Origin of the sequence: Rossellomorea sp. GAMAL-10_SWC, from assembly GCF_049568075.1 — a bacterium.
Taxonomy (GTDB): Bacteria; Bacillota; Bacilli; order Bacillales; family Bacillaceae_G; genus Gottfriedia.
This window is the reverse complement of the sequence record NZ_CP144911.1, coordinates 1,548,542-1,569,150: the sequence shown is the minus strand read 5'-3', so window position 1 is coordinate 1,569,150 and position 20,609 is coordinate 1,548,542. Positions and strand designations below refer to the sequence as shown.

20 protein-coding genes are annotated in these 20,609 nt (G+C 32.3%); 1 reads left to right on the top strand and 19 read right to left on the bottom strand.

The window, feature by feature from the left end:
• Positions 1–92: 92 nt before the first annotated feature.
• The 12 genes from V5E38_RS07600 to rsgA form a co-directional block, all read right to left on the bottom strand.
• Positions 93–251, bottom strand: a complete 159-nt coding sequence (locus V5E38_RS07600; protein ID WP_499212772.1) for a DUF6199 family natural product biosynthesis protein — start codon at positions 249–251, stop codon at positions 93–95.
• A gap of 173 nt (positions 252–424) precedes the next feature.
• On the bottom strand, positions 425–664 hold the full coding sequence (locus V5E38_RS07595) for a phosphatase (protein ID WP_499212771.1): 240 nt from the start codon (positions 662–664) through the stop codon (positions 425–427).
• A 51-nt stretch (positions 665–715) separates the two neighbouring features.
• Positions 716–946 (bottom strand): hypothetical protein, encoded by a 231-nt coding sequence (locus V5E38_RS07590; RefSeq protein WP_335488536.1) that lies wholly within the window; start codon positions 944–946, stop codon positions 716–718.
• 174 nt (positions 947–1,120) lie between these two features.
• On the bottom strand, positions 1,121–1,342 hold the full coding sequence (locus tag V5E38_RS07585) for an AbrB/MazE/SpoVT family DNA-binding domain-containing protein (RefSeq protein ID WP_335480665.1): 222 nt from the start codon (positions 1,340–1,342) through the stop codon (positions 1,121–1,123).
• Between the two features lie 247 nt (positions 1,343–1,589).
• On the bottom strand, positions 1,590–2,093 hold the full coding sequence (locus tag V5E38_RS07580; protein ID WP_499212770.1) for a GNAT family N-acetyltransferase: 504 nt from the start codon (positions 2,091–2,093) through the stop codon (positions 1,590–1,592).
• A 191-nt stretch (positions 2,094–2,284) separates the two neighbouring features.
• Positions 2,285–3,718, bottom strand: coding sequence for an aldehyde dehydrogenase family protein (locus tag V5E38_RS07575; RefSeq protein ID WP_499212769.1), 1,434 nt, complete (start codon positions 3,716–3,718; stop codon positions 2,285–2,287).
• 1 nt (position 3,719) lies between these two features.
• Positions 3,720–5,084, bottom strand: coding sequence for a PLP-dependent aminotransferase family protein (gabT, locus tag V5E38_RS07570; protein ID WP_499212768.1), 1,365 nt, complete (start codon positions 5,082–5,084; stop codon positions 3,720–3,722).
• Positions 5,085–5,259: 175 nt separating this feature from the next.
• Entirely contained in the window at positions 5,260–8,451 is a 3,192-nt protein-coding gene (locus V5E38_RS07565; RefSeq protein WP_499212767.1) for a DEAD/DEAH box helicase, read from the bottom strand.
• A gap of 140 nt (positions 8,452–8,591) precedes the next feature.
• Positions 8,592–9,230 (bottom strand): response regulator transcription factor, encoded by a 639-nt coding sequence (locus tag V5E38_RS07560; protein WP_056476946.1) that lies wholly within the window; start codon positions 9,228–9,230, stop codon positions 8,592–8,594.
• Between the two features lie 11 nt (positions 9,231–9,241).
• Positions 9,242–10,258: a sensor histidine kinase gene (locus tag V5E38_RS07555; protein WP_499212766.1), complete on the bottom strand. Its 1,017-nt coding sequence runs from the start codon at positions 10,256–10,258 to the stop codon at positions 9,242–9,244.
• Complete coding sequence (liaF, locus tag V5E38_RS07550) at positions 10,255–10,992, bottom strand: cell wall-active antibiotics response protein LiaF (protein WP_499212765.1); 738 nt, start codon at positions 10,990–10,992, stop codon at positions 10,255–10,257. Before liaF ends, V5E38_RS07555 begins: the two co-directional genes overlap by 4 nt.
• 858 nt (positions 10,993–11,850) lie before the next feature.
• Positions 11,851–12,897 carry a ribosome small subunit-dependent GTPase A gene (gene rsgA, locus V5E38_RS07545; RefSeq protein WP_499212764.1) on the bottom strand — a complete coding sequence of 349 codons (1,047 nt, stop codon included), beginning with the start codon at positions 12,895–12,897 and terminating at the stop codon, positions 11,851–11,853.
• A 687-nt stretch (positions 12,898–13,584) separates the two neighbouring features.
• On the opposite strand from rsgA, the gene V5E38_RS07540 reads away from it, so the two are divergent.
• Positions 13,585–14,979 (top strand): peptide MFS transporter, encoded by a 1,395-nt coding sequence (locus V5E38_RS07540; protein ID WP_499212763.1) that lies wholly within the window; start codon positions 13,585–13,587, stop codon positions 14,977–14,979.
• 55 nt (positions 14,980–15,034) lie between these two features.
• On the opposite strand, the gene V5E38_RS07535 is transcribed toward V5E38_RS07540, so the two are convergent.
• From V5E38_RS07535 to fabG, 7 genes are all read right to left on the bottom strand, one after another.
• Positions 15,035–15,484: a dCTP deaminase domain-containing protein gene (locus tag V5E38_RS07535; protein WP_069032426.1), complete on the bottom strand. Its 450-nt coding sequence runs from the start codon at positions 15,482–15,484 to the stop codon at positions 15,035–15,037.
• A gap of 118 nt (positions 15,485–15,602) precedes the next feature.
• Positions 15,603–16,427: a GNAT family N-acetyltransferase gene (locus V5E38_RS07530; protein ID WP_499212762.1), complete on the bottom strand. Its 825-nt coding sequence runs from the start codon at positions 16,425–16,427 to the stop codon at positions 15,603–15,605.
• 98 nt (positions 16,428–16,525) lie between these two features.
• Positions 16,526–17,590, bottom strand: coding sequence for an undecaprenyldiphospho-muramoylpentapeptide beta-N-acetylglucosaminyltransferase (murG, locus tag V5E38_RS07525; RefSeq protein ID WP_499212761.1), 1,065 nt, complete (start codon positions 17,588–17,590; stop codon positions 16,526–16,528).
• Between the two features lie 375 nt (positions 17,591–17,965).
• The gene (locus tag V5E38_RS07520) at positions 17,966–18,838 is read right to left on the bottom strand and encodes a hypothetical protein (RefSeq protein ID WP_499212760.1); all 873 of its coding nucleotides are present in this window, start codon (positions 18,836–18,838) and stop codon (positions 17,966–17,968) included.
• Positions 18,839–18,980: 142 nt separating this feature from the next.
• Positions 18,981–19,385, bottom strand: coding sequence for a hotdog family protein (locus V5E38_RS07515; RefSeq protein WP_499212759.1), 405 nt, complete (start codon positions 19,383–19,385; stop codon positions 18,981–18,983).
• A complete protein-coding gene (locus V5E38_RS07510; protein ID WP_387332496.1) occupies positions 19,382–19,831 on the bottom strand; it encodes a MaoC family dehydratase N-terminal domain-containing protein in 450 nt (149 codons plus the stop codon). Before V5E38_RS07510 ends, V5E38_RS07515 begins: the two co-directional genes overlap by 4 nt.
• 18 nt (positions 19,832–19,849) lie before the next feature.
• The gene (fabG, locus tag V5E38_RS07505) at positions 19,850–20,608 is read right to left on the bottom strand and encodes a Rossmann-fold NAD(P)-binding domain-containing protein (RefSeq protein WP_499212758.1); all 759 of its coding nucleotides are present in this window, start codon (positions 20,606–20,608) and stop codon (positions 19,850–19,852) included.
• Between the last annotated feature and the right edge of the window lies 1 nt (position 20,609).

The window sequence follows — 20,609 nt, the reverse complement described above, 5'->3', positions numbered from 1 at the left end:
AAACTGCTTTTTTCACACAAAAAAAGACCACATTAATTGTGATCTGTACTACTTATATTATACCGTTGACGCGATGATACTAGCAGAACTAACTAAAACACACATAGTTCCTCAAAACGTGTACTCCACTTATAATAAGAAGATGGTTCTGTTGCACCATCGGTTTTCCAACTTTCTGTTTCAACCCAAAAAGCTCCAGGACTCACTATTAGTAAAAATCCAAATAAAATGAGTATTATTCCTATAAGCATATAAGAAGACCTCCAAAATATTTTGTGATCTTTACTCGCTCATTTTCTTATTTTCTTAATATTTTTTTTATAAAAAAGATAATTCCAAAGGCAATAGCAGCAAAGATTAGAAGCCATACAATAATTGGGATAATTAACATTAGGTTTTCCAAATGAACCCTCCCTTTAATAAGTTATTCCTTGATTCCCTTATATACATACCGAGCACCAATGATAAAGAATACTAAACTTAATAACAATGGAATTGTTCCAATATTAAACAACGCTGTTCCGAAAATACCTAAATTTGAGTCCCATCCACCTCCAGCTGGTCGAGATAGATTCAAAGAATAGATTGATGCCGAAATAAGTGTTTCTCCAAATAATAAAATACTTGCTAAAACTCCAATTCCTCCAACAATTAGATTCTTCATAATTTTCTCTCCCTGGTTTGTTAAATAGTTTTTTCCGGATTTAATATTCTATTAGTCTAAGAAGCTTGCAACTAACCCAAATAACATTGTTAATACGATAAATGTAATAAAGAAATATCCCAAATATCTTATTAGCTTTGGCTTTTTCCCTAATTCGAAGCTTTTTCTTTTTAAAGGAATAACACCTTCCATTTTTTGTAGATCCTCTATTGGTGAAAATACTTTCTGATCATCCAAGTAAACTTTGCTTTCAGTCATTTCTGATTCGTGTGTTCTTTCCATATATTCCACCTACTTTTTTAGAATTTTTCATTAATACTTTTCTTTAACTCAACCATATGCGTATTTACTATTTTTTGTAATTTGTGAATCTCTTTTTTAGTAGAAAACACCATAAATAGTAACCAAATTACAAGAACTATCGTAATAAGAGACAAAATAATACTCAATGTTATTTTAATCCCCCTTTTCTTTAAGATAACGATCGACAGTATTCTTAATTACTTGCTCAAAGTAAATGGGTGCTACTGAGTTACTACTACTTATAGTAAGAGTTTTTAACTCCGAATTATATTCAACTTCAACAGTATCCTTATGTGAAACACCTAGCTCCTCTAAGAATGTAGCAGGAAGAATTATACCTAATGAGTTTCCAATTTTTATTATCTTTCTTTCCATAGATTCCACCTACCTTTTATTAAATGCCTTATGCTATTTACTATATTTTACCATTTTTTATTAAAATTTGATTAGATATTTTTCGCCTTTTAATGCACTTCCTTCATTAAACACAACCGAAATTGTAAAATTAATCCTTCTTTATCTAACTAGCATTCAGTTGAATAAGAAATCAACAATCTAATATAAAAAAGCTTTTAAAATAAAAAAAGACGATCAAAACATTTATTTGATCATCTCTTTCTACTTATTTAATAATCTTAACCATATGGTCTTCATCGTAAAACTCACCATTAACAAATAATGCTCTTTTTTCTGTTCCAAAGCTTTCAAAGCCTACTGCTTCATAAAGTCTTTTTGCAGATTGATTAGATGAGATGACTGCCAATTCAATTTGTAAAATTTCTTCAATTTCCATAGCATCTTGGATCGCTTGACTTAAAACTTTTTTCCCTACACCTTTACCTCGGTAATTTGGTGTAACATACATTCCCCAAATTGTTCCTTTATGTTTCATTTTTTCAGATCTTTTTTGGTAGAAGCCAGCAACACCAACAAGTACGCCTTTGTCGAAAGCACCAATAATAAAATTATCGAAAGTCTTAGGGAAATTATTTGTGTGCTGTTCGATTGATTTTTTCTCATATTCAGTTAAACTTTCTCCGAATGCTTCCGGTGATAATGTTAATCCTTCACTTCTTAATCGAATAAACTCAGGTAAATCTTCAATTGTTAATTTTCGAATTTCCATACTTAATCCCCCTTCGAAGCTTTTACAATTCACTTAAAACATTATCAATTCACTTCGTATCATTCAAATATAACATATAATTCTGAAGTTTTAGAATAAAAAAAAGACTGATCAAATTAATACATGATCAGCTCTTGCATTGTAAGACAAATTCCAATACCAATGATTATCAGACTGATTGCAAGCCCTTTTCAACAGTCTGAAAGTTTAATAGAGACTAGTTTCAATTCAGTCATCTCTTGTATTGCATATTTTATGCCTTCTCTTCCATAACCACTTTCTTTTACGCCACCATAAGGCATTAAATCAACTCTAAATGTAGGAACATCGTTTACTAGCACGCCACCTACATGTAATTTTTTAGTAGCATATAATGCTCTTTGTAAGTTGTTTGTATAAACACCAGCTTGTAATCCAAATCGACTATTGTTTACTTCATTTATTGCTTCATCAAACTGTTCATATGAATTGATGACGACAACTGGACCAAAAATTTCCTTACAGGATACATCACTACTTTTCTTTACATTTGTTAATATAGTTGGCTTATAAAGACGTTCATCTATTATATCCCCACCAGTTACTAGATCGGCTCCATCTTTAATAGATTGCTTTACCCATTCATCTATTCTAGCAACATCTTTTTTAGAAATTAATGCACTAATATCTGTTTGAAGGTCTAATGGCGAACCTATATTTAACATTTTAGTAGCATTTTTCATCTTCAATAGGAATTCATTATAAAGTGTATGATGTACAAAAATTCTTTGTAATGAAATGCAAACTTGGCCGTTATAAATAAAGGCTCCCCATACACAACGATTAATTAATTCATCAGTTAACTGGACATCTTCATCGATGATCAATGCTGAGTTTGACCCTAGTTCTAACGTTACTTTTTTTAATCCTGCTTTGTTTTTTAGTGAGATGCCGACTTCAGGACTGCCGGTAAATGTAATTGCGTTCACGTCAGGATGTTTTACTAAAGCATCACCGATTTCCGATCCCTTTCCGGTAATCAGGTTAAACGCACCCTTAGGTAAATCCGTTTTATCAATCATTTCAGCTAATGCAATGGCAGAAAGTGGAGTCTGACTAGCTGGTTTTAAAACAATTGTATTTCCTGCAGCAATTGCTGGACCAACCTTATGTGCGACTAAATTAAATGGGAAATTAAACGGTGTAATTGCACCAATTACACCAACTGGCTCTCTGACTGTATAAGTGACTCGACCTTCACCACCTGCTACTGCATCAAGAGGGATTGTTTCTCCATATATTCTTTTTGCTTCTTCAGCGGCTATTTTATAAGTTGCAATCGTTCGATCAATTTCACCTAAAGCAGCCTTTAGAGGTTTGGATGCCTCTAATGCTAAAATGTCAGCAAGTTTTGAACGATTTTCTTTAAATTGTTCAACTAATTGCTCTAAAATGACACTTCTTTCATATGAGCTGAGTTTTTCCATATGAGTTTTCGCGTTATTAGCCGCTCTGATCGCCTCTTCTAAATTCTCGATCGTTGCGATTGGAATATCGGCTAACACCTCACCAGAATGAGGGGCAACAAGATTTTCATGTTTAACCCCTTCAACCCAACTTCCATCTATATAAAATTGCTTTTTCATTCTATTTCACCTCAGTTACAAGCTGACTAGCAACTTGATATATTGATTGTTTGATAATATCCAGTCCTTCATCTAATTCCTCGTCAGAAATAATTAAAGGCGTTAAGAAACGTAGAATATTACTATGAACACCCGCGCTAAGAATAATGACTCCATTTTCACAACATTTTTTTGTTAACGCTGCAACAAACTCTTTTGCTGGTTGACCAGAAGTAGGATCTATAAATTCGATACCTACCATTGCTCCTAGTCCCCTAATATCATAAATTATTGGAAAATCATTTTTCAATTGACCAAAAAATGATTTGATTTTTTCCCCAATCGATCTAGCTCGAATCCATAATTTTTCACCTTCAATTTTTTCAATCACTTCGAGCGCTGCTACACAACCTAAAGGACTTCCGCCATATGTTCCACCTAATTCACCGGGTGATGCCGCATCCATTAATTCAGTACGCCCTGTCACCGCACTAATTGGTACACCAGCTGCGATTGATTTTGACATTGTGATTAAATCAGGTTCAATTTCAAAAATCGTTGATGCAAATAATTCACCTGTTCGCCCAAATCCTGTTTGAATTTCATCCGCTATGAACAAAATTCCATGTGACTTACAAATAGAATATACTTCCTTTACAAATTTCTTTGGAGGAACAATAAATCCTCCTTCTCCTTGGACGGGTTCCATAATAACCGCAGCCACTTCTTCCGGTGATACATCTGTTAAAAGAAAATCCTTAAATTGAGAAATACAAAAATTAATATATTCTTCTTCAGATAACTCTTTTGGTCTATTTGATAAATAAGGGAATTTAGCTTTATATGTAGCTGGAGCAAATGGTCCCATTTTATATTTATATGGTTTTACTTTACTTGTTAAAGACATTCCTAATAAAGTCCGCCCATGAAATCCTCGTGTAAACGAAATAATGCCTGAACGGCCAGTGTACTTCCTTGCAATTTTAACAGCATTTTCAACTGCTTCAGCACCGCTATTTAATAGAATTGTTTTTTTAGAAAAATCCCCAGGCGTTATTTCAGTTAATTTTTTAGCTAAATCAATATAAGACTTATACATTCCTACATGAAAGCAAGAGTGGATTAATCGCTCTGATTGATTTTTAATCGCTTGTACAACATTCTTTGGGGTATGTCCTACATTTAACGTACCAATCGCTCCAGCAAAATCTAAAAATTTATTTCCATCAACATCCTCAACGATTGTACCGTTTGCTTTTTCTACAAAAACAGGTGTATTATTTCCAACTCCATTTGGAACAAACTCATTACGTAATTCTATGAGCTCTTTTCCCTTTGGCCCTGGAACTCCTGCTGAGACATTAACAAATTTTCGATTATTGCTCATGCTAACTCTCCCTCTCATAAAATTAATTTCATTTCACTCTATAAAATTATTAAATTATTAGCTTCATTATTAATATACTCGCTTACAAACATTTAAGAATGAAATAAAACTAAGCCAAGGGCATTTTTGAGGGAAAGGGGAAAGGGAAAAGCCACTCAGGTGAGCGGCAAATATTTTAGAACATTAATAATTCGCGAATGTCTTCTTCTGTTAAATTAAATGAAGGTTTTCCATTCGTTTCAATAATTTCTCCTATTAATTGTTTTTTCTTCTCTTGTAGTTCATTCATTTTATCTTCAATCGTACCTTTAGCGACTAGCTTGATCACTTGAACATCATTTATTTGACCAAAACGATATGCTCGATCTGTTGCCTGGTTTTCAACCGCAGGATTCCACCAATTATCATAAAGAATAACTGTATCAGCTCCAGTTAAATTGAGCCCCACTCCTCCTGCCTTTAATGAAATTAGAAAGAAGTTATGTTCACCAGCGTTAAATCGATTGCATATCGATAGCCGTTCTTCTGAAGGAGTTTGTCCATCTAGATAAAAAAATTGTTCTCCCATGACTGATAGTTCTCTACCGATTAAATCTAACATTTTCGTAAATTGAGAGAATATCAAAACTCTTCTACCGGCAATTTTTGATGCCTCAATTAGTTGAAATAGCTGTTCAAACTTAGCTGAACTACCTTCATAACCATCTATAAACAAAGCTGGATGGCAACAAATTTGTCTTAAACGGGTTAAACCAGCTAAAATTTTGATATGATTTTTGCCTAATGTAAATTTATCCACTGCTAAGTGCTTTAGTGTGTCGTGTCGTAGTTTTGCTAAATATGCTGCATATAATTTTTTTTGTTCTGGTAACAATTCGACGGATTCCTTCGATTCGATTTTCTCTGGAAGCTCCTTAAGTACATCCTCTTTTAATCTTCTTAATAAGAAAGGACGAACTCTTTTAGAGATTGTTTTTCTAGTCAAATTGCTAAATTCCTTTAACCCTCCAAATAATTCTGGAAAAACTACATGATAAATTGCCCAAAGTTCTTCAAGTGAATTTTCAATTGGCGTACCTGTTAATGCAAACCGTTGATCAGCATTTAGCTTTTTTACGACTTTAGCTGTTTGGGTAAAAGGATTCTTAAAATTTTGTGCCTCATCAAAAAATACTGTATGAAACTTTTGCTTTTCGTACCACTTTATATCGTTTCTTAACATCGAATAAGAGGTAATTAATACGTCGATATTGACTAGTTCCTTTTGTATTTTCAATCTCTCATTTTTATTTCCATCAATGACAAGCGCTTGAATTTCAGGTGCAAATTTGAATACTTCGCTTAACCAGTTATACGTTAATGCAGTAGGACAAACAATTAGAATCGGTGCATTAAATGAACGGATTTCGTTTAAAACGGATTGTATATAAGCAAGGCTTTGAATTGTTTTACCTAATCCCATATCATCCGCTAAAATTCCTCCAAAACCGAACTTTGCTAAGTTCTTCATCCACTTGTATCCAAAAATTTGATAATCTCTTAACAGATTTTTCATTGTGATAGGTACTTCTTCTACTATTTCATTTGGATTTATTAAACTCTCATAAAACTGATTCAATCGATCTTCAATTTTAAACAAACTAGTTTCTTCTGCAGAATCTAATAAATATAGACCATTTTTTATCGGTATGTTTAAAACACTTTCATAATCAAACTCTTGCTCAGGTACTGCATTTAAAAATCGCTTTATCTCTTGTAATTCTCTCGTTTCAAGCGAGTACAAAGTTCCATCATGTAACCGATAATATTTCCGTTTCTCTTTTAGTGCTAATAAAACTTCTTTGATTTGTTTCTCAGGAATGTCTAATTCAAATTTAAATTCCAACCAATTCGTTCGTTCTCTTTTTAAATTGACTCGTATTTGAGGTTTCTTATTTTCTTTAAAAATTCGATTCCGAACAGCGGTCGTTGCATAAATTTCAGTTAGTTTTTCAAGCTTAGGTACTATGTTTCTTAAAAAATCGTATTCAAGTTCTTCATTTTGTAAGAAATAGCCACCTTCAGTTTTTGAAAATGAACTATCTTCCATTAATTGTAATATTTCTAATTCTTTTTCTTCATCTCTAATTAACGTTTTACTCAGTTGAATTTCTCTTTTATCTAGCGGATTTATCACGATGCGATCATAATGAAATTCAAGCCCTGCAAGTAATTTATTTTTAATACGATCTAAATATAGCTTTGCTCTTAACGGAGTTTCTGAATATTGGTTTGATAATGCAGTAGGAATTTGTACTTTACCAAGCTTTATAAGCCCTGGAATGACTTTCTCAACATAAAGATGGATTTGGTCTGTTGGAATATTTATTTTTTCATGTGCTGTATTTTTAAATATTTGTTTTAACTCAACAAGTCGATTAAATTCCTCAACTTTAAGATTATATATTCTTCCACGATATAAGACTGTTGAATAAGCTTCCATTATTGTTAATTGCTCAATTCCTTTTGCAGTTAAAAAGTATTGATCACTTACATGCTCAATTTCAAATTCCAAAGGTAATTTATCTTCGGTAAATGAAATTCCATAAAATGGTTTTCCATTTTCAATTATTTTTACGTTTTCTGTAACAGTTAATAAATTAATGAATTGGCTCCAAATTGTCGGAGAAATGAACATATATTCATTTTTCTTAGTCAAATGATCATTAAACATTTTTTCATCATCTAACAGCTTTATTAAAAGTTCCCAAATTCGATTAACTTCATTTTGTACACAATGTAAATTAGGGTCAAAAATAATATCATCCGAAATTTTACTTGTTTTCCCTTCTTTAACATCCTTTAAAAAATTTCGTAGGTTTTCTACTTTCTTTTTTCTAAATGTCATAGCAATTCCAAGGATTTTATAGCCTTCACTCATTTCAACGACTTCACAAATAAACTCAAAATCAATTATTTGCCGATCGTCAAAATGCTTTAATTGTCCGCTTTTACGAAACGTTTTATCATGAAAAAGTTCTAAAATACCATTCGATCTATCGGAGTTTTCCATAAAAACATCAATTTCTGAAGGATTTCCCTCATTTTTCTGACGTTCAAAAATCGAAATCAAAACTGCAGCTATGTGTTGACAATCTGTTTTAATTGAAGCTAGTTTAGGACATGTGCACTTACTATAAAAATCACCATTTCCTTCTTTTATAACATGAACGGTAAAATCTTCATTTCCTATAACTGTTGCTGTACAAGAATCTTCATTAACTTTTTCGATTTGTACTTTATTTGCGCGATAAAAAGATTCACCCCTTTTGAAGGAGACTGTACCGCAGCGTTCTTTTATGATTTTATGATTCAATTTTATCTTCAATTAACTGCTCCTTCCAAAATAAATAAAACGAATATAACTATCTTACCATTAATTATTTATTTATCTAAAATATTGCATCAAATCTTCTTATAAAAATAGAAAAAAAGAAGCCATTTTTGACTTCTTTTTGTTATATAAATCTATTTTTGTTCAACAATTCCATGTCTAAAAGCATAAATTACGGCCTGAGTTCGATCGACCACTTCTAATTTCGTTAAAATATTACTTACATGCGTTTTTACCGTTTTTAATGAAACAAACAAAGTATCGGCGATTTCTTGATTTGACTTACCTTCAGTCATTAAATGAAGCACTTCTTGTTCTCTAGCCGTTAAATCATCATGTAATTCGCGTTGGGTAGATTTTCTCATTCTATTCATCATTTTCCCAGTAACAACTGGTTCTAAAACTGAGCCACCTTTATGTGTCGTTCGTATTGCATTTGCGATATCACTAGCTCTAGATGTTTTTAACATATAACTAATTGCACCAGCATCAATGGCAGGATAAACATTTTCATCATCAATAAAACTTGTAACAATGATGATTTTTGCTTCTGGCCATTTTGAAATTATTTGTTTCGTCGCTTCAATTCCATCCATAACTTCCATAATTAAGTCCATTAATACAATATCAGGACGTTTTTCTAATACAAGTTCTACGCCTTCTTTTCCATTACTTGCTTGACCAACCACTTCAATATCAGATTGAGTACTTAAATATGTAGAAACACCCATTCTTACCATCTCATGATCATCAACTAACACGACTTTGATCAAATTTCCCACCTCTATTCAATTACTGGAACTTTTACTTCAATCTGGGTTCCTCTTTTTGGTATACTTACTATTTTTGCCGTTCCACCAATTTCAGAAGAACGTTCACTAATTGATTGCAATCCATACGAACCAGTTTTTCGGTTCTCGGTATCAAACCCAATTCCATCATCAATCATTCGAACTAATACAAAATCTTCAATTTTTCTAATTCGTATTTCAAAAGTTTTTGCATTTGCATGCCTTAAAGTATTCGATAATGCTTCTTGAATAATCCTAAATAAATGATCCTCTACACCTTTTGAGAGTGAAATATCATCGATTTTCCATTTTAATTGAAGAGCTTGACGATTTGTTAATTCAGTTAGAAGCTTTTCTACGCCTTCTTTTAAGCTTTTACCTTCTAACTGAACTGGTCTTAAATGTAATAAAAGTGCACGCATTTCTGATTGAGCATTAATCGCCATTTTTTCAATATATTGTAATTGTTCTTTAAATGTAGTTTCACCAAGTTCATTGATCGCAGAAATCATCATCGAAATCGCAAATAATTGTTGGCTAACTGAGTCATGTAATTCCCTCGCTAGTCTATGTCGCTCTTTTGTTACGACATCTTCAATTGTCTGAGATTCAATTAATTTCTTTTCATCTACTAATTTTTGAACAGTCTTCCTTGAATCTTCAATTTGTTTAGATATTTTTTGAAGTTTTATTTCGATTTCGTTATCAATTGACCGAATTGAATGCTCTGATTCTTTATGATAAATTCCATTTTCTGCCTTTGCTATACCTTCTAATAATGCTTTTTCATTATGACGAATCGTGCTCAAAACAGCTGTACTATAAACAATTGATATGATTATGATTGCTACAAATACTATTAATAGTAAAGAAAAATTTCCAATTTTATACAAAAGCAATTTATCAAGAAAAGTATGATCAATGAAATAATAAACAACGCCACAGATTAAAATACTTGATGTAAATGCAGCAAGACAGATTGATAAAAAGATACCTTTGTCAATTTTCATTTATTTGTCACCTCAATATTTCCGATCGCTAAAGAAGTGACAATTTTTAACTTTCTTGAAGCTTCTTTATAATCATTAGAAGTGAACTTACAATTCTTGTTAAATCCGTTCAATTTATTTTTAAGGATATTAATTTTCCCAAATAAAGTAGAATGCTGGATCGAGACTTCTAAATCATATGGCACATACAAAGTAATATTACCGATGATTCCATTTAATACCAGCACTGTCTCTCCTTCAGGAATAAACGATTCTGAAAGATCGATTATGACATCAGCAATTCCAAAATAATAATCTACATCATCTAATTCAAATGAATCATTCTTTAGATGGATATTCGTGAAAAATCGATTTGAAATGAGAGAATTTGTTTCAAAGACTCCTGTATTCGTTGTTTCAACTATGTTTGGAACAATGACCTTTGCGTTAAATTTAGAATTAACGAATATTAAATATCCAACATAAATCACAATAAAGGATAATACCCCTAAGATTGATTTCAATTGAAATACATTACTGATAAATAAAATGATTCCTCCGAAAAACGCGATATTCGCAGATGTAGAAGGGTAAACTTTACGTTTTTTTGCCCCATACTGAAATAAATAAATACCTACCCCAGCTGCGATTATTGCAAAAGGATTTAAAAATAGATCAAATAATAATCCTATGCCTGCAATTATGAATAATAATCCAGTTAATTCATTGCTAGACAATCGTCTAAATCGCTTCATATAGCTCTCCTCTATTCACTAAACTAGCTTGTTAATAGCAATCGAAAGCTTTTGTTATTAACTATTCTACTATGTAGTTTATCTATTTTTTGCTCGTTTTGATACAAACTTAAGTATTGTCTTATCTCGGTCTTAAGACTGAGATTTTTTTGAAGAATTATGTAAGTACCCTTGGACTCATTATGAGTAAGGTAAACGCGATTTTTTGCCTCTTTACATACTTATGAACCTTCTATGAGGCACTAAATCGCGGATTTTTGCCTTTGTACTTCCTCATGAACCTTTTATGAGGTACTAAATCGCGGTTTTTTGCCTTTGTAGTTCCTCATGAACCTTTTATGAAGGACTAAATCGCGGTTTTTTGCCTTTGTACTTCCTCATGAACCCCTTATGAGTCATTATATCCCGGTTTCTTGCCTTTGTACTTCCTCATGAACCTCTTATGAGGCACTAAATCGTGGATTTTTGCCTTTGTACTTCCTCATGAAACCCTTATGAGGCACTATATCCCGGTTTTTTGCCTTTGTACTTCCTGATGAACCCCTTATGAGGCACTATATCCCGGTTTCTTGCCTTTGTACTTACTCATGAACCTTCTATGAGGCACTAAATCGCGGATTTTTGCCTTTGTACTTCCTCATGAACCCCTTATGAGGCAATATCCCGGTTTTTTGCCTTTGTACTTCCTCATGAACCCCTTATGAGGCACTATATCCCGGTTTCTTGCCTTTGTACTTCCTCATGAAACCCTTATAAGTTACTAGCTCGTACATTCATGCATTTTTACTTACTCATGAACAACCAAATAAAAGTCACTAAATCTCAAAAGAAAAAGAAGAGTATAAATACTCTTCTCCCTTACTTATAAGACTTAGTATTCATCATTTTACTAATTTTTTTCCACTTATCTCTTTCTTGTCTAGCTAGTGATGCGTCTTGTTTACGTTCTGCATACGCTAGTTCTCTCATTAATTTACGATAGCTTGTGAGTCTTTGTTGATCTAGGTCGCCGTTTTCGATTGCTCGATTAACTGCACATCCTGGTTCGTTTGCATGTGTACAGTCAGAGAATTTACATGATTTAGCTAATTCTTCGACATCTGAAAATGTCGAGCTTATATGTTCTTCTCCACCCCAAAGCTGTAATTCTCTCATACCTGGTGTATCGATGACCATTCCGCCAGATGGTAGGAAAAATAATTCGCGGTTTGTAGTTGTATGTTTTCCGCGATCGTCACCTTCACGTACGTCCTGTGTTATTTGAATTACTTCACCGATTAACGCGTTTAATAATGTAGATTTACCGACACCTGAAGAACCAAGTAAGGAAACAGTCTTCCCGGATGTTATGAGCTGTTTCAGTTCTTCAATACCTTCTCCATTTGTACTATTTACTGAATAAATAGGTACACCAAATGCAATTTCTTCAACTTCTGCAATTTTGGATGGTAGGTCAGTGCATAAATCCTTTTTTGTTAAAACAATAATTGGATTTGCTCCACTATCATAAGCAACAAGTAAATAACGTTCTAATCTTCTTATATTAAAATCGTTATTTAATGCCATTACTAAAAACACATAATCTATATTAGCAGCTACTATTTGTTCTTCAGTTTTTTCTCCTGCAGATTGCCTTGAGAATTGACTTATTCTCGGCAATACCTTTTGAATAATTGCTTTGTTTTCACCTTTTAACGGTTCAATTACAACCCAATCTCCAACAGATGGATAATCACTTTTTACTTTTGCTTGGAATTGATATTTCCCAGAAACTTCACCAGTTAGTTCATTTTCTCCATCATGCAATTTATAAATTTGTCTTTGTTCAGATATAACTCTTGCAACTACAGTATTTTGATCCTTTTCTCCGAACGCTTCGTTCCAACCTAATTGTTTTAAATTCATTTTGTCCTCCAATTATTTAAGGACAATAATGAAGATTTACTCCATTTTTTGTCCTCTACTATTTACCTTCTTCTGAACTAAATTAATTAACTTTCCCATATTCATCACTCCGTTTCATATATAGTACTTTTAGTATATCCAAATTTTAGAAAATCGTCCATATGAATTGATTGAATATTAAAAAAGGACAAAACATTCTATTTTAATTTCGACATATTTTGACAATTCTCATTCTTTTGTTTAATTAAACTTTTATAATATTAAAGTAAAAAATAATAAAAACCCTTGAAATATTTCAAAAACTTATTATTATTTAGATATAGGTCTTTTTGTTTAGGCTGTACTAATACAGGTCAATCGACAAAGTCTAAAAATACTATTTTAATGTGAAAAATCAGTATTGCTAGATTTGTCTGACAATATAAAAAACTTTACAGAAATAAGCTATTGTGTGTTATACTAAAATAGCAAATTGGTCCCAAGTTATTTTTTGCGGATCTAGATAAAAATTTAGTAGCATTGCTCTGATGAAAATAGTTAGAAATTTTTTTTAACTCAAATTGTCGAAATTTGTTGAATTCGGAAATTATTTTTTACAATAAATTGACAGAATAGTACATGAATTGACGACAATAAATATTCATACAGAAAAATACACAGAATAGCACTTATGAGGGAGGAATTTGAATGAGCGTAGCAGCAAAACAAAACGTTTCATCAAACGAGCAAAATCAAAAAACGAAACACCCACCTGGCCTTTACTTACTTTTTGCAACTGAGGCTTGGGAGCGCTTTAGTTATTATGGAATGCGTGCACTTTTAGTTCTTTATTTAACAACTTCAGTAGTTCAAGGTGGACTTGGATTTAAAGATGCTTGGGCACTACAACTTTATGGATTATTTACTGGACTTGTATATTTCACTCCAATCATTGGTGGTTGGATTACAGATAATTTCCTTGCGAAGCGTGCTGCTATAACAATTGGTGGTATTATTATGGCAGCTGGTAATATCGCATTATTCGGTATTCATTCTTCAACTGGTTTATATCTTGGATTAATTTTAATGATTATCGGTAATGGTTTCTTCAAGCCAAACATTTCAACAATTGTTGGTGAACTTTATGAAGGAGATGACCCACGTCGTGATGGTGCATTCACAATCTTCTACATGGGTATCAACTTAGGTGCATTCTTTGCTCCACTTGTTACTGGTTATTTAGCACAAACTTTATTTATGTCTAAAAATGCTGCTGGCGATGATTTATTTGGTTACCGTTATGGTTTCTTAGCAGCTGCGATCGGTATGATTATTGGTCAAATTATTTTCAACTTATTAGCATCAAAATATCTTGGTGATTTAGGTACAAAACCTAATGCAAAAGTTGTGAAAGAGGGTAACAGCGCTTCAGTTAAGGATATTCCTCTTACGAAAAAAGAAAAACAACGTACTACTGTTATCTTTATCTTAGCTGCATTCGTAGTATTTTTCTGGGCTGGATTTGAACAAGCTGGTTCATCATTAACGCTTTATACTGAGCGTTTCTTAGATCTTAAAGTTGGAAGCTTCAATGTACCATCTGCATGGTTCCAATCTGTTAACCCATTATTCATTATGCTTTTCGCTCCAGTTCTTTCTATGATCTGGATTAAAATGGCAAGAAATGGTAAAAACATTAGCGTTCCTGCAAAAATGGCAATGGGTCTTATCCTATTAGGTGTTGGTTTCGCATTCACAATTATGGCAGTTATGAAAACAGGTTCTGATCCAAATCATATTACTGTAAAAGCAAACATGTTATTCATGGTTATGACATATTTCTTCCATACAATTGCTGAATTAGTACTTTCACCAGTTGGATTATCAGCTGTATCTCGTTATGCACCTGCTAAACTTGCTTCATTATTAATGGGTGTATGGTTATCATCAAGTTTCATTGCAAACTTAGTTGGAGGTCAATTAGCTGCATTTACAACAACACTTGGTATGTTACAAGTATTCTTAGTAGTGGGTGGAGCAGCAATCGTTGCGGGATTAATCTTACTTGCATTATCACCAAAACTTGCAAAAATGTTAGACTAATTACAAAATTAAAAGAACTCGAGCATATCGAGTTCTTTTTTTTATTTCTGTATTTTTATTTGCCAGTACTTCCAAAACCACTTACTCGTTCTTCTCCTGCGAAATCATCATCAGCTAATAAGAACTTTTGGAAAACAGCTTGTCCAATTCTCTCACCTTTTTGAATGATAACAGGCTCCTTTGATACATTTATTAATTGCATCATGATATGGCCATCGTTTGAAGGATTGCTGTAGTAGTCTGAATCAATAACCCCTACCCCATTGCCTTTCATTAAGCCTTTTTTTAGTGGTGTAGACGAACGTACAAATAATGCTAAAAATTCGTCTTTTTGCATATACGCTTTTAAACCTGTACCAACAAGTTTGATCTCGTTTGGATTTATAATTGTTTCTTCAATACATTCGATATCATATCCAGCTGCATGAGTTGTTGCTCTTTTTGGTAGATTCACTCCACAATTTTCGAATCCTTTTGCTACTTCAAATCCTCTTATTTTTTCCAAAACTTTCACCCTTTACCATTTAATCCATTTATAGTGTAACATAGATATTTTCATAATGATAAAATTATTATAGTCCATAAAAAAGAGACTATCTAAAAAAAAGAGAGCCTCTTACTAATTATTGACTAATTCTATAATAATCTTGAGTGTTATATTGTCTAAACCCACAATCGATATATAATTTCTTCGCGTTACTATTTTCTAGAGCAACTTCTAAATGAATTTCGTTTCCAATCTCGTTTTCTTTTTGAATGGTTTGGAGTAATGCATTTTTTCCATATCCCCTACCTTGGTATTTTGGAAGTATTGCAAAGCCAAAAATCCAACTCTCATTTTTTTCTCGAAGCAAGCTCATTTTACCAATTTTTTCATCATTTACTTCTATTATAAATAAATCACGATCTGGTTCATTTAAAATGCGTTGGTTGTATTTCTCTGCATCACTATTTTCAAATCCAAAACATACAACATCTAAATTTGAAATAAATGCGAAATCTACTTGCTCTGCTTTCGTGAATTTAACGATTGGTGTAAATTCTTTTACCTCTTGGTTTTTCCATGCCATTTGATATTCAGAAAAAGAATAGGTACAATTTTTTTGATTTCGAATAAATGCTTTCGCTGATGCTGAAGCTTCAGGAGCATTTAATAAAATGGTAGTGGCTGGAGCTATTGAATTCAGTGCTTCATTTAACAAACTAGAAAAAATTCCTTTTCGTCGAAAATCCGGATGAACCATACCACAGATTTCAACTTTTTCTCCAAAATAGTAAGTCGCTAAAAATCCAACTAATTGATTTTCTTTATAGTGAAAGAAATCTTCTTTTACATCTTTTCTTCGATTTCTTAACATTTCCAAGTTTAACTTTAACGTTATTTCATCAAATTTTTCGCATGTATCTTGTAAAATGCTAATTTCGTTTAATTGTTTTTCTGTAATCAAATTTTCCACCTTCTTCTTACAATATTTCTCTTAGTCCCATTTGAGTTATTCAACAAAAAAGCATTTCTTCCTTTATTTAGAAGAATGCTTTAATCGAATTAATTACTATTTATTTCCTCGAGTAGTAGATCAAGTGCTTCACTTTGATTCGATGATTTCATATTAGTAATGAAAAAGTCCTTTTTAGTTTGAAGTTCTTCAATCGATTCTTGGAGTGATTTAGTCGTTAAATCCTCTTCTTCCATCATTAATGCAAAGCCTTTATCTTTAAAAGAATTTGCATTTAATATTTGGTCTCCCCTACTTTGATTTTTCGTAAGTGGGATGATTAACATCGGTTTATGTAATGCTAAAAATTCAAATATTGCATTTGAGCCACCTCTAGTGATAATCATTTGAGATGCGGCCAGTACGTCTGCTAGTTCGTTATGAACATATTCAAATTGCTTATATCCTTGAATATTTTTAAAATTTTCATCAATATTTCCTTTACCACATAGATGGACAATCTGATACTTTTTCGTTAGATCCTGTAATGATTCTCTAACAGTTTCATTGATTTTCTTTGCACCTAAACTTCCACCCATAATTGTTAATATTGGTATATAACTTTTAAAATTAAGAAATTCTATGCCCTTTTGTCTTGAGCCATTTAATAATTCCTTTCTTATAGGTGAACCAATTACCGTTGTTTTATTTTTTGGAAAATAATTTTTTGCTTCTTCAAAAGAAGTGAAAATTTTTGTAGCAAATCGCTGGGAAATTTTATTTGCAAGTCCTGGTGTCATATCACTTTCATGTATAAAAATTGGAATTTTCAATGTGCTAGCGGCAATGATTACTGGTACAGAAACAAAGCCACCCTTTGAAAAAACTAAACTCGGCTTAATTTTTTTTAATGCTCTTCTAGCGTCAAGACATCCTTTTATTACTCGAAACATATCAATAATATTTTCAAAATCTATATATCGTCTTAATTTTCCGCTCGAAATCCCGTAATAAGGTAATTCAATTTTATTTATTAGTTCCTTTTCAATTCCTTTTTTAGATCCAATATAATGGATATCCCAATCATTTTTATTTAACTCATTAATAATTGCGATATTTGGTGTTACATGCCCCGCAGAGCCACCACCTGTAAATACTATTGTTTTCTTAGACATATTAACTCCTATCTATTTTCTTATTCAAATCACAAATTTTCACAAAGCTTATACTGGGACCAAAATAGCCTACTAGAATAACTTTATCGCCCCCACTATATTAACTCTCTATATATTCTCAATTTTATATCTTTATGTACCATCATAGCTCAAAAATACATAATTAGTTGTATTTTCTTGATAAATTCACCAAATCAGAGTGTATTTCCTCTAAAAAGCAAAAATGCATTACTTCACTTTTTTGAAGTAATGCATTTGCCCAGTTGCAAATATTTTTTTCAAATAACTCCATTTTGTTGAATATCATCTATTTACCTAATGTATCGAATAGATTAAGACTTAGCGCTCCCATTTTCAAGAGTTAAACAACTAATACTATCTTTTTTCATTAGGATCAACTTCAAACCATTCTGACATCGATAAGTTGGTAGTAGAGTCCTCCCAATCATCAATTGATAAATCAGAAAAATCCGTTTCTAATAATTGTTCAGATGTCTTCTTTTCATTAGAGACGTTACCATGGTTGTTATGTTGGTGTTGTTCTTCATTATGATTTGTGAAATCAGATGTTAATTCCGAATAATTTTTTTCATTAAAACTCGTTAATCCAGTTGCTATGCCGCTCAATAGACTTTCGTCCATTGTACTTGCAGAATACTGGTTTATATTTTCTGTATTTTGATTATTATACTTTTTCCTATTAGCTACTCTAGAGTTATGTTGCTTTTCCTCGAAATGTTCATGTTCTTGTTGCTCTTGTTGTTGTTGATGGTGTTGTTGTTGATAGTGTTCATACTCATGATGTTCTTTCTGTTCATGATGTTCATGATGCTCTTTATGACCTTCATGCTTTGGTTCAAATATACTTGCTGAAAATTCTTCCACATTATGCATTAAATTTTCAGCCCAATTAGGATGATCAGGATGGTGTTCATGACCTTTGTGATGCTTTTGATGTCTGTTTTGCTCATGTTGTTCATGATGCTCGTTTTGCTCGTGATGTCCATTATTATGATCTATATTGTAATGTGAGCTTGATTCAGTTTCACTGCTAATCATTGATAGTGTAGTTTTTAATTCTTTTTCTATATTAACAATTTGATGGTCAAAATTATGTAATTGCTTTTTAATTTCTTCCATATGAGATTCTATTTCATCTATTCTTTTGTTAACCTTATGCAAATTTTTTTGGTGTTCATTTTTTTTCAAATCAAATTGCTCTAATAATTTATCAAATGAAAGATCCATTTTTCTCACCTATTTCGTTTTTTAATATTATGTGTAAATCTACTGTATCCAAATCCTATTTAATGTAAAATTAACATTTATACAAGTTGAAATTGTAAAATACAAAAGGGACTCCTTTTAGAAGTCCCAATTAGAATCAGTATCATTCATATAATTTAAATAAAATTTTACCAGTAATAACTGTTACATCGTTCTGGTTCTTTGCGTTTACTTTAAAATGTAGGTTGTTTTCATCCACTTTATCAAGTGTAGAATTTAATGTGATGACATCATTTAGAAATACCATATTTTTAAATCTTATTGAGTAATTCTCAATAAATCCGACTTCTAAATAATCTGAAAAAAGCTTCGCTAAATTCCCCATTGTCCACATGCCATGTGCAATAATCCCAGGTAAACCAGCTTTCTTTGCTTCTTCATCAATTGTATGAATAGGATTGTAATCACCTGATGCTCCCGCGTATTTTATTAAATCAATTCGAGTTACTGGTTCAAGTATGACTGGTTTTAACGAGTCGCCAATATGTAAATCTAATAAAACCGTCATACCGTTAACACCTTCCTAACCTCTTCAGTTATAATAACAACTGATTTAGTAGTAAAAATAATATTGCCTGCTTGATCTTCTCCGTTATCTGACAGTACTAGAAAGCCCATAAATCCATGCCCACCGCGTTTTTCATAATAGTCCTTTATCTCTGTATAACAATTAATGGTTTCTCCAACTAAAAGTGGCCTTTTATATTCAAATGTTTGCTCACCATGAATTAGCCCAACATTAGGTAAGTTAAAATTCTCTATTTTTCCATACTCAAATACTCTAGGAAATGTTGTTGGAGCAATATTTTGTCCATATCTAGTTTGTTTTCCGAATTCCTCATCAACATAAATTGGATGTAAATCCCCAATTGCTTCAGCAAATTTTTTCACAGCACCACGTTCTACAGTATTTTTGACTGATTTAGAGCGTTTACCAATAAACGATTTAAACATTAAATTCACCTCATTTTTTTAAGCTTTAGGTCCACCTGCAACATATAAAACTTGCCCATTTACATAGGAAGACTTTTCTTCGGCAAAGAATGCAACAGCATTTGCAATATCCTCTGGTTTACCTGTTCTTCCGGCTGGTATTTGGCTTAAGCTTGCTTCAACAAGCTGTTCAAACGTAATACCGATTCGATTTGCTGTTTCTTTCGTCATTTCAGTTTCAATAAACCCTGGCGCTACAGCATTAGAAGTGATTCCATATTTACCAAGTTCAATTGCAAGGGTTTTCGTTAGACCTTGTAATCCAGCCTTTGCAGTTGCATAGTTAGATTGGCCACGGTTCCCAAGTGCAGATGTTGAAGAAATATTAATGATTCTTCCATATTTTTGTTTAACCATATAGGCTTGTGCAACACGTGCAACATTAAAAGAACCTTTCAAGTGAACATCCATAACAGTATCCCAATCTGAGTCTGTCATTTTAAATATTAAATTATCACGAATAACACCGGCGTTATTGACTACAATATCTATTGAACCAAACGTATCATGTACCTCTTTCATAGCAGTTTCAACTTCATTGGCTTTAGTAACGTTTGCAACTTTAGTGTATATTTCATACTGCTTAAATTCTGAAGCAGTTTGTGAAAGTGCTTCTTCATTCACATCAATAATGGCTACTTTTGCTCCTTCATTTGCAAATAATTCGACAATTCCCTTTCCAATTCCTCGACTACCACCTGTTACAAAGGCTACTCTACCTTCAAATCTTCCTGCCATA

Bases quoted from the DNA above. Each gene is read 5' to 3' on its own strand.
- rsgA (WP_499212764.1), bottom strand. From the start codon at position 12,897: ATGAATTTAAAACAATTAGGTTGGAACGAAGCGTTCGGAGAAAAGGAT.
- V5E38_RS07595 (WP_499212771.1), bottom strand. From the start codon at position 664: ATGAAGAATCTAATTGTTGGAGGAATTGGAGTTTTAGCAAGTATTTTA.
- fabG (WP_499212758.1), bottom strand. From the start codon at position 20,608: ATGGCAGGAAGATTTGAAGGTAGAGTAGCCTTTGTAACAGGTGGTAGT.
- V5E38_RS07575 (WP_499212769.1), bottom strand. From the start codon at position 3,718: ATGAAAAAGCAATTTTATATAGATGGAAGTTGGGTTGAAGGGGTTAAA.
- V5E38_RS07580 (WP_499212770.1), bottom strand. From the start codon at position 2,093: ATGGAAATTCGAAAATTAACAATTGAAGATTTACCTGAGTTTATTCGA.
- V5E38_RS07585 (WP_335480665.1), bottom strand. From the start codon at position 1,342: ATGGAAAGAAAGATAATAAAAATTGGAAACTCATTAGGTATAATTCTT.
- V5E38_RS07510 (WP_387332496.1), bottom strand. From the start codon at position 19,831: ATGTTTAAATCGTTTATTGGTAAACGCTCTAAATCAGTCAAAAATACT.
- murG (WP_499212761.1), bottom strand. From the start codon at position 17,590: ATGTCTAAGAAAACAATAGTATTTACAGGTGGTGGCTCTGCGGGGCAT.
- liaF (WP_499212765.1), bottom strand. From the start codon at position 10,992: ATGAAGCGATTTAGACGATTGTCTAGCAATGAATTAACTGGATTATTA.
- V5E38_RS07515 (WP_499212759.1), bottom strand. From the start codon at position 19,385: ATGACGGTTTTATTAGATTTACATATTGGCGACTCGTTAAAACCAGTC.
- V5E38_RS07600 (WP_499212772.1), bottom strand. From the start codon at position 251: ATGCTTATAGGAATAATACTCATTTTATTTGGATTTTTACTAATAGTG.
- V5E38_RS07590 (WP_335488536.1), bottom strand. From the start codon at position 946: ATGGAAAGAACACACGAATCAGAAATGACTGAAAGCAAAGTTTACTTG.
- gabT (WP_499212768.1), bottom strand. From the start codon at position 5,084: ATGAGCAATAATCGAAAATTTGTTAATGTCTCAGCAGGAGTTCCAGGG.
- V5E38_RS07540 (WP_499212763.1), top strand. From the start codon at position 13,585: ATGAGCGTAGCAGCAAAACAAAACGTTTCATCAAACGAGCAAAATCAA.
- V5E38_RS07555 (WP_499212766.1), bottom strand. From the start codon at position 10,258: ATGAAAATTGACAAAGGTATCTTTTTATCAATCTGTCTTGCTGCATTT.
- V5E38_RS07520 (WP_499212760.1), bottom strand. From the start codon at position 18,838: ATGGATCTTTCATTTGATAAATTATTAGAGCAATTTGATTTGAAAAAA.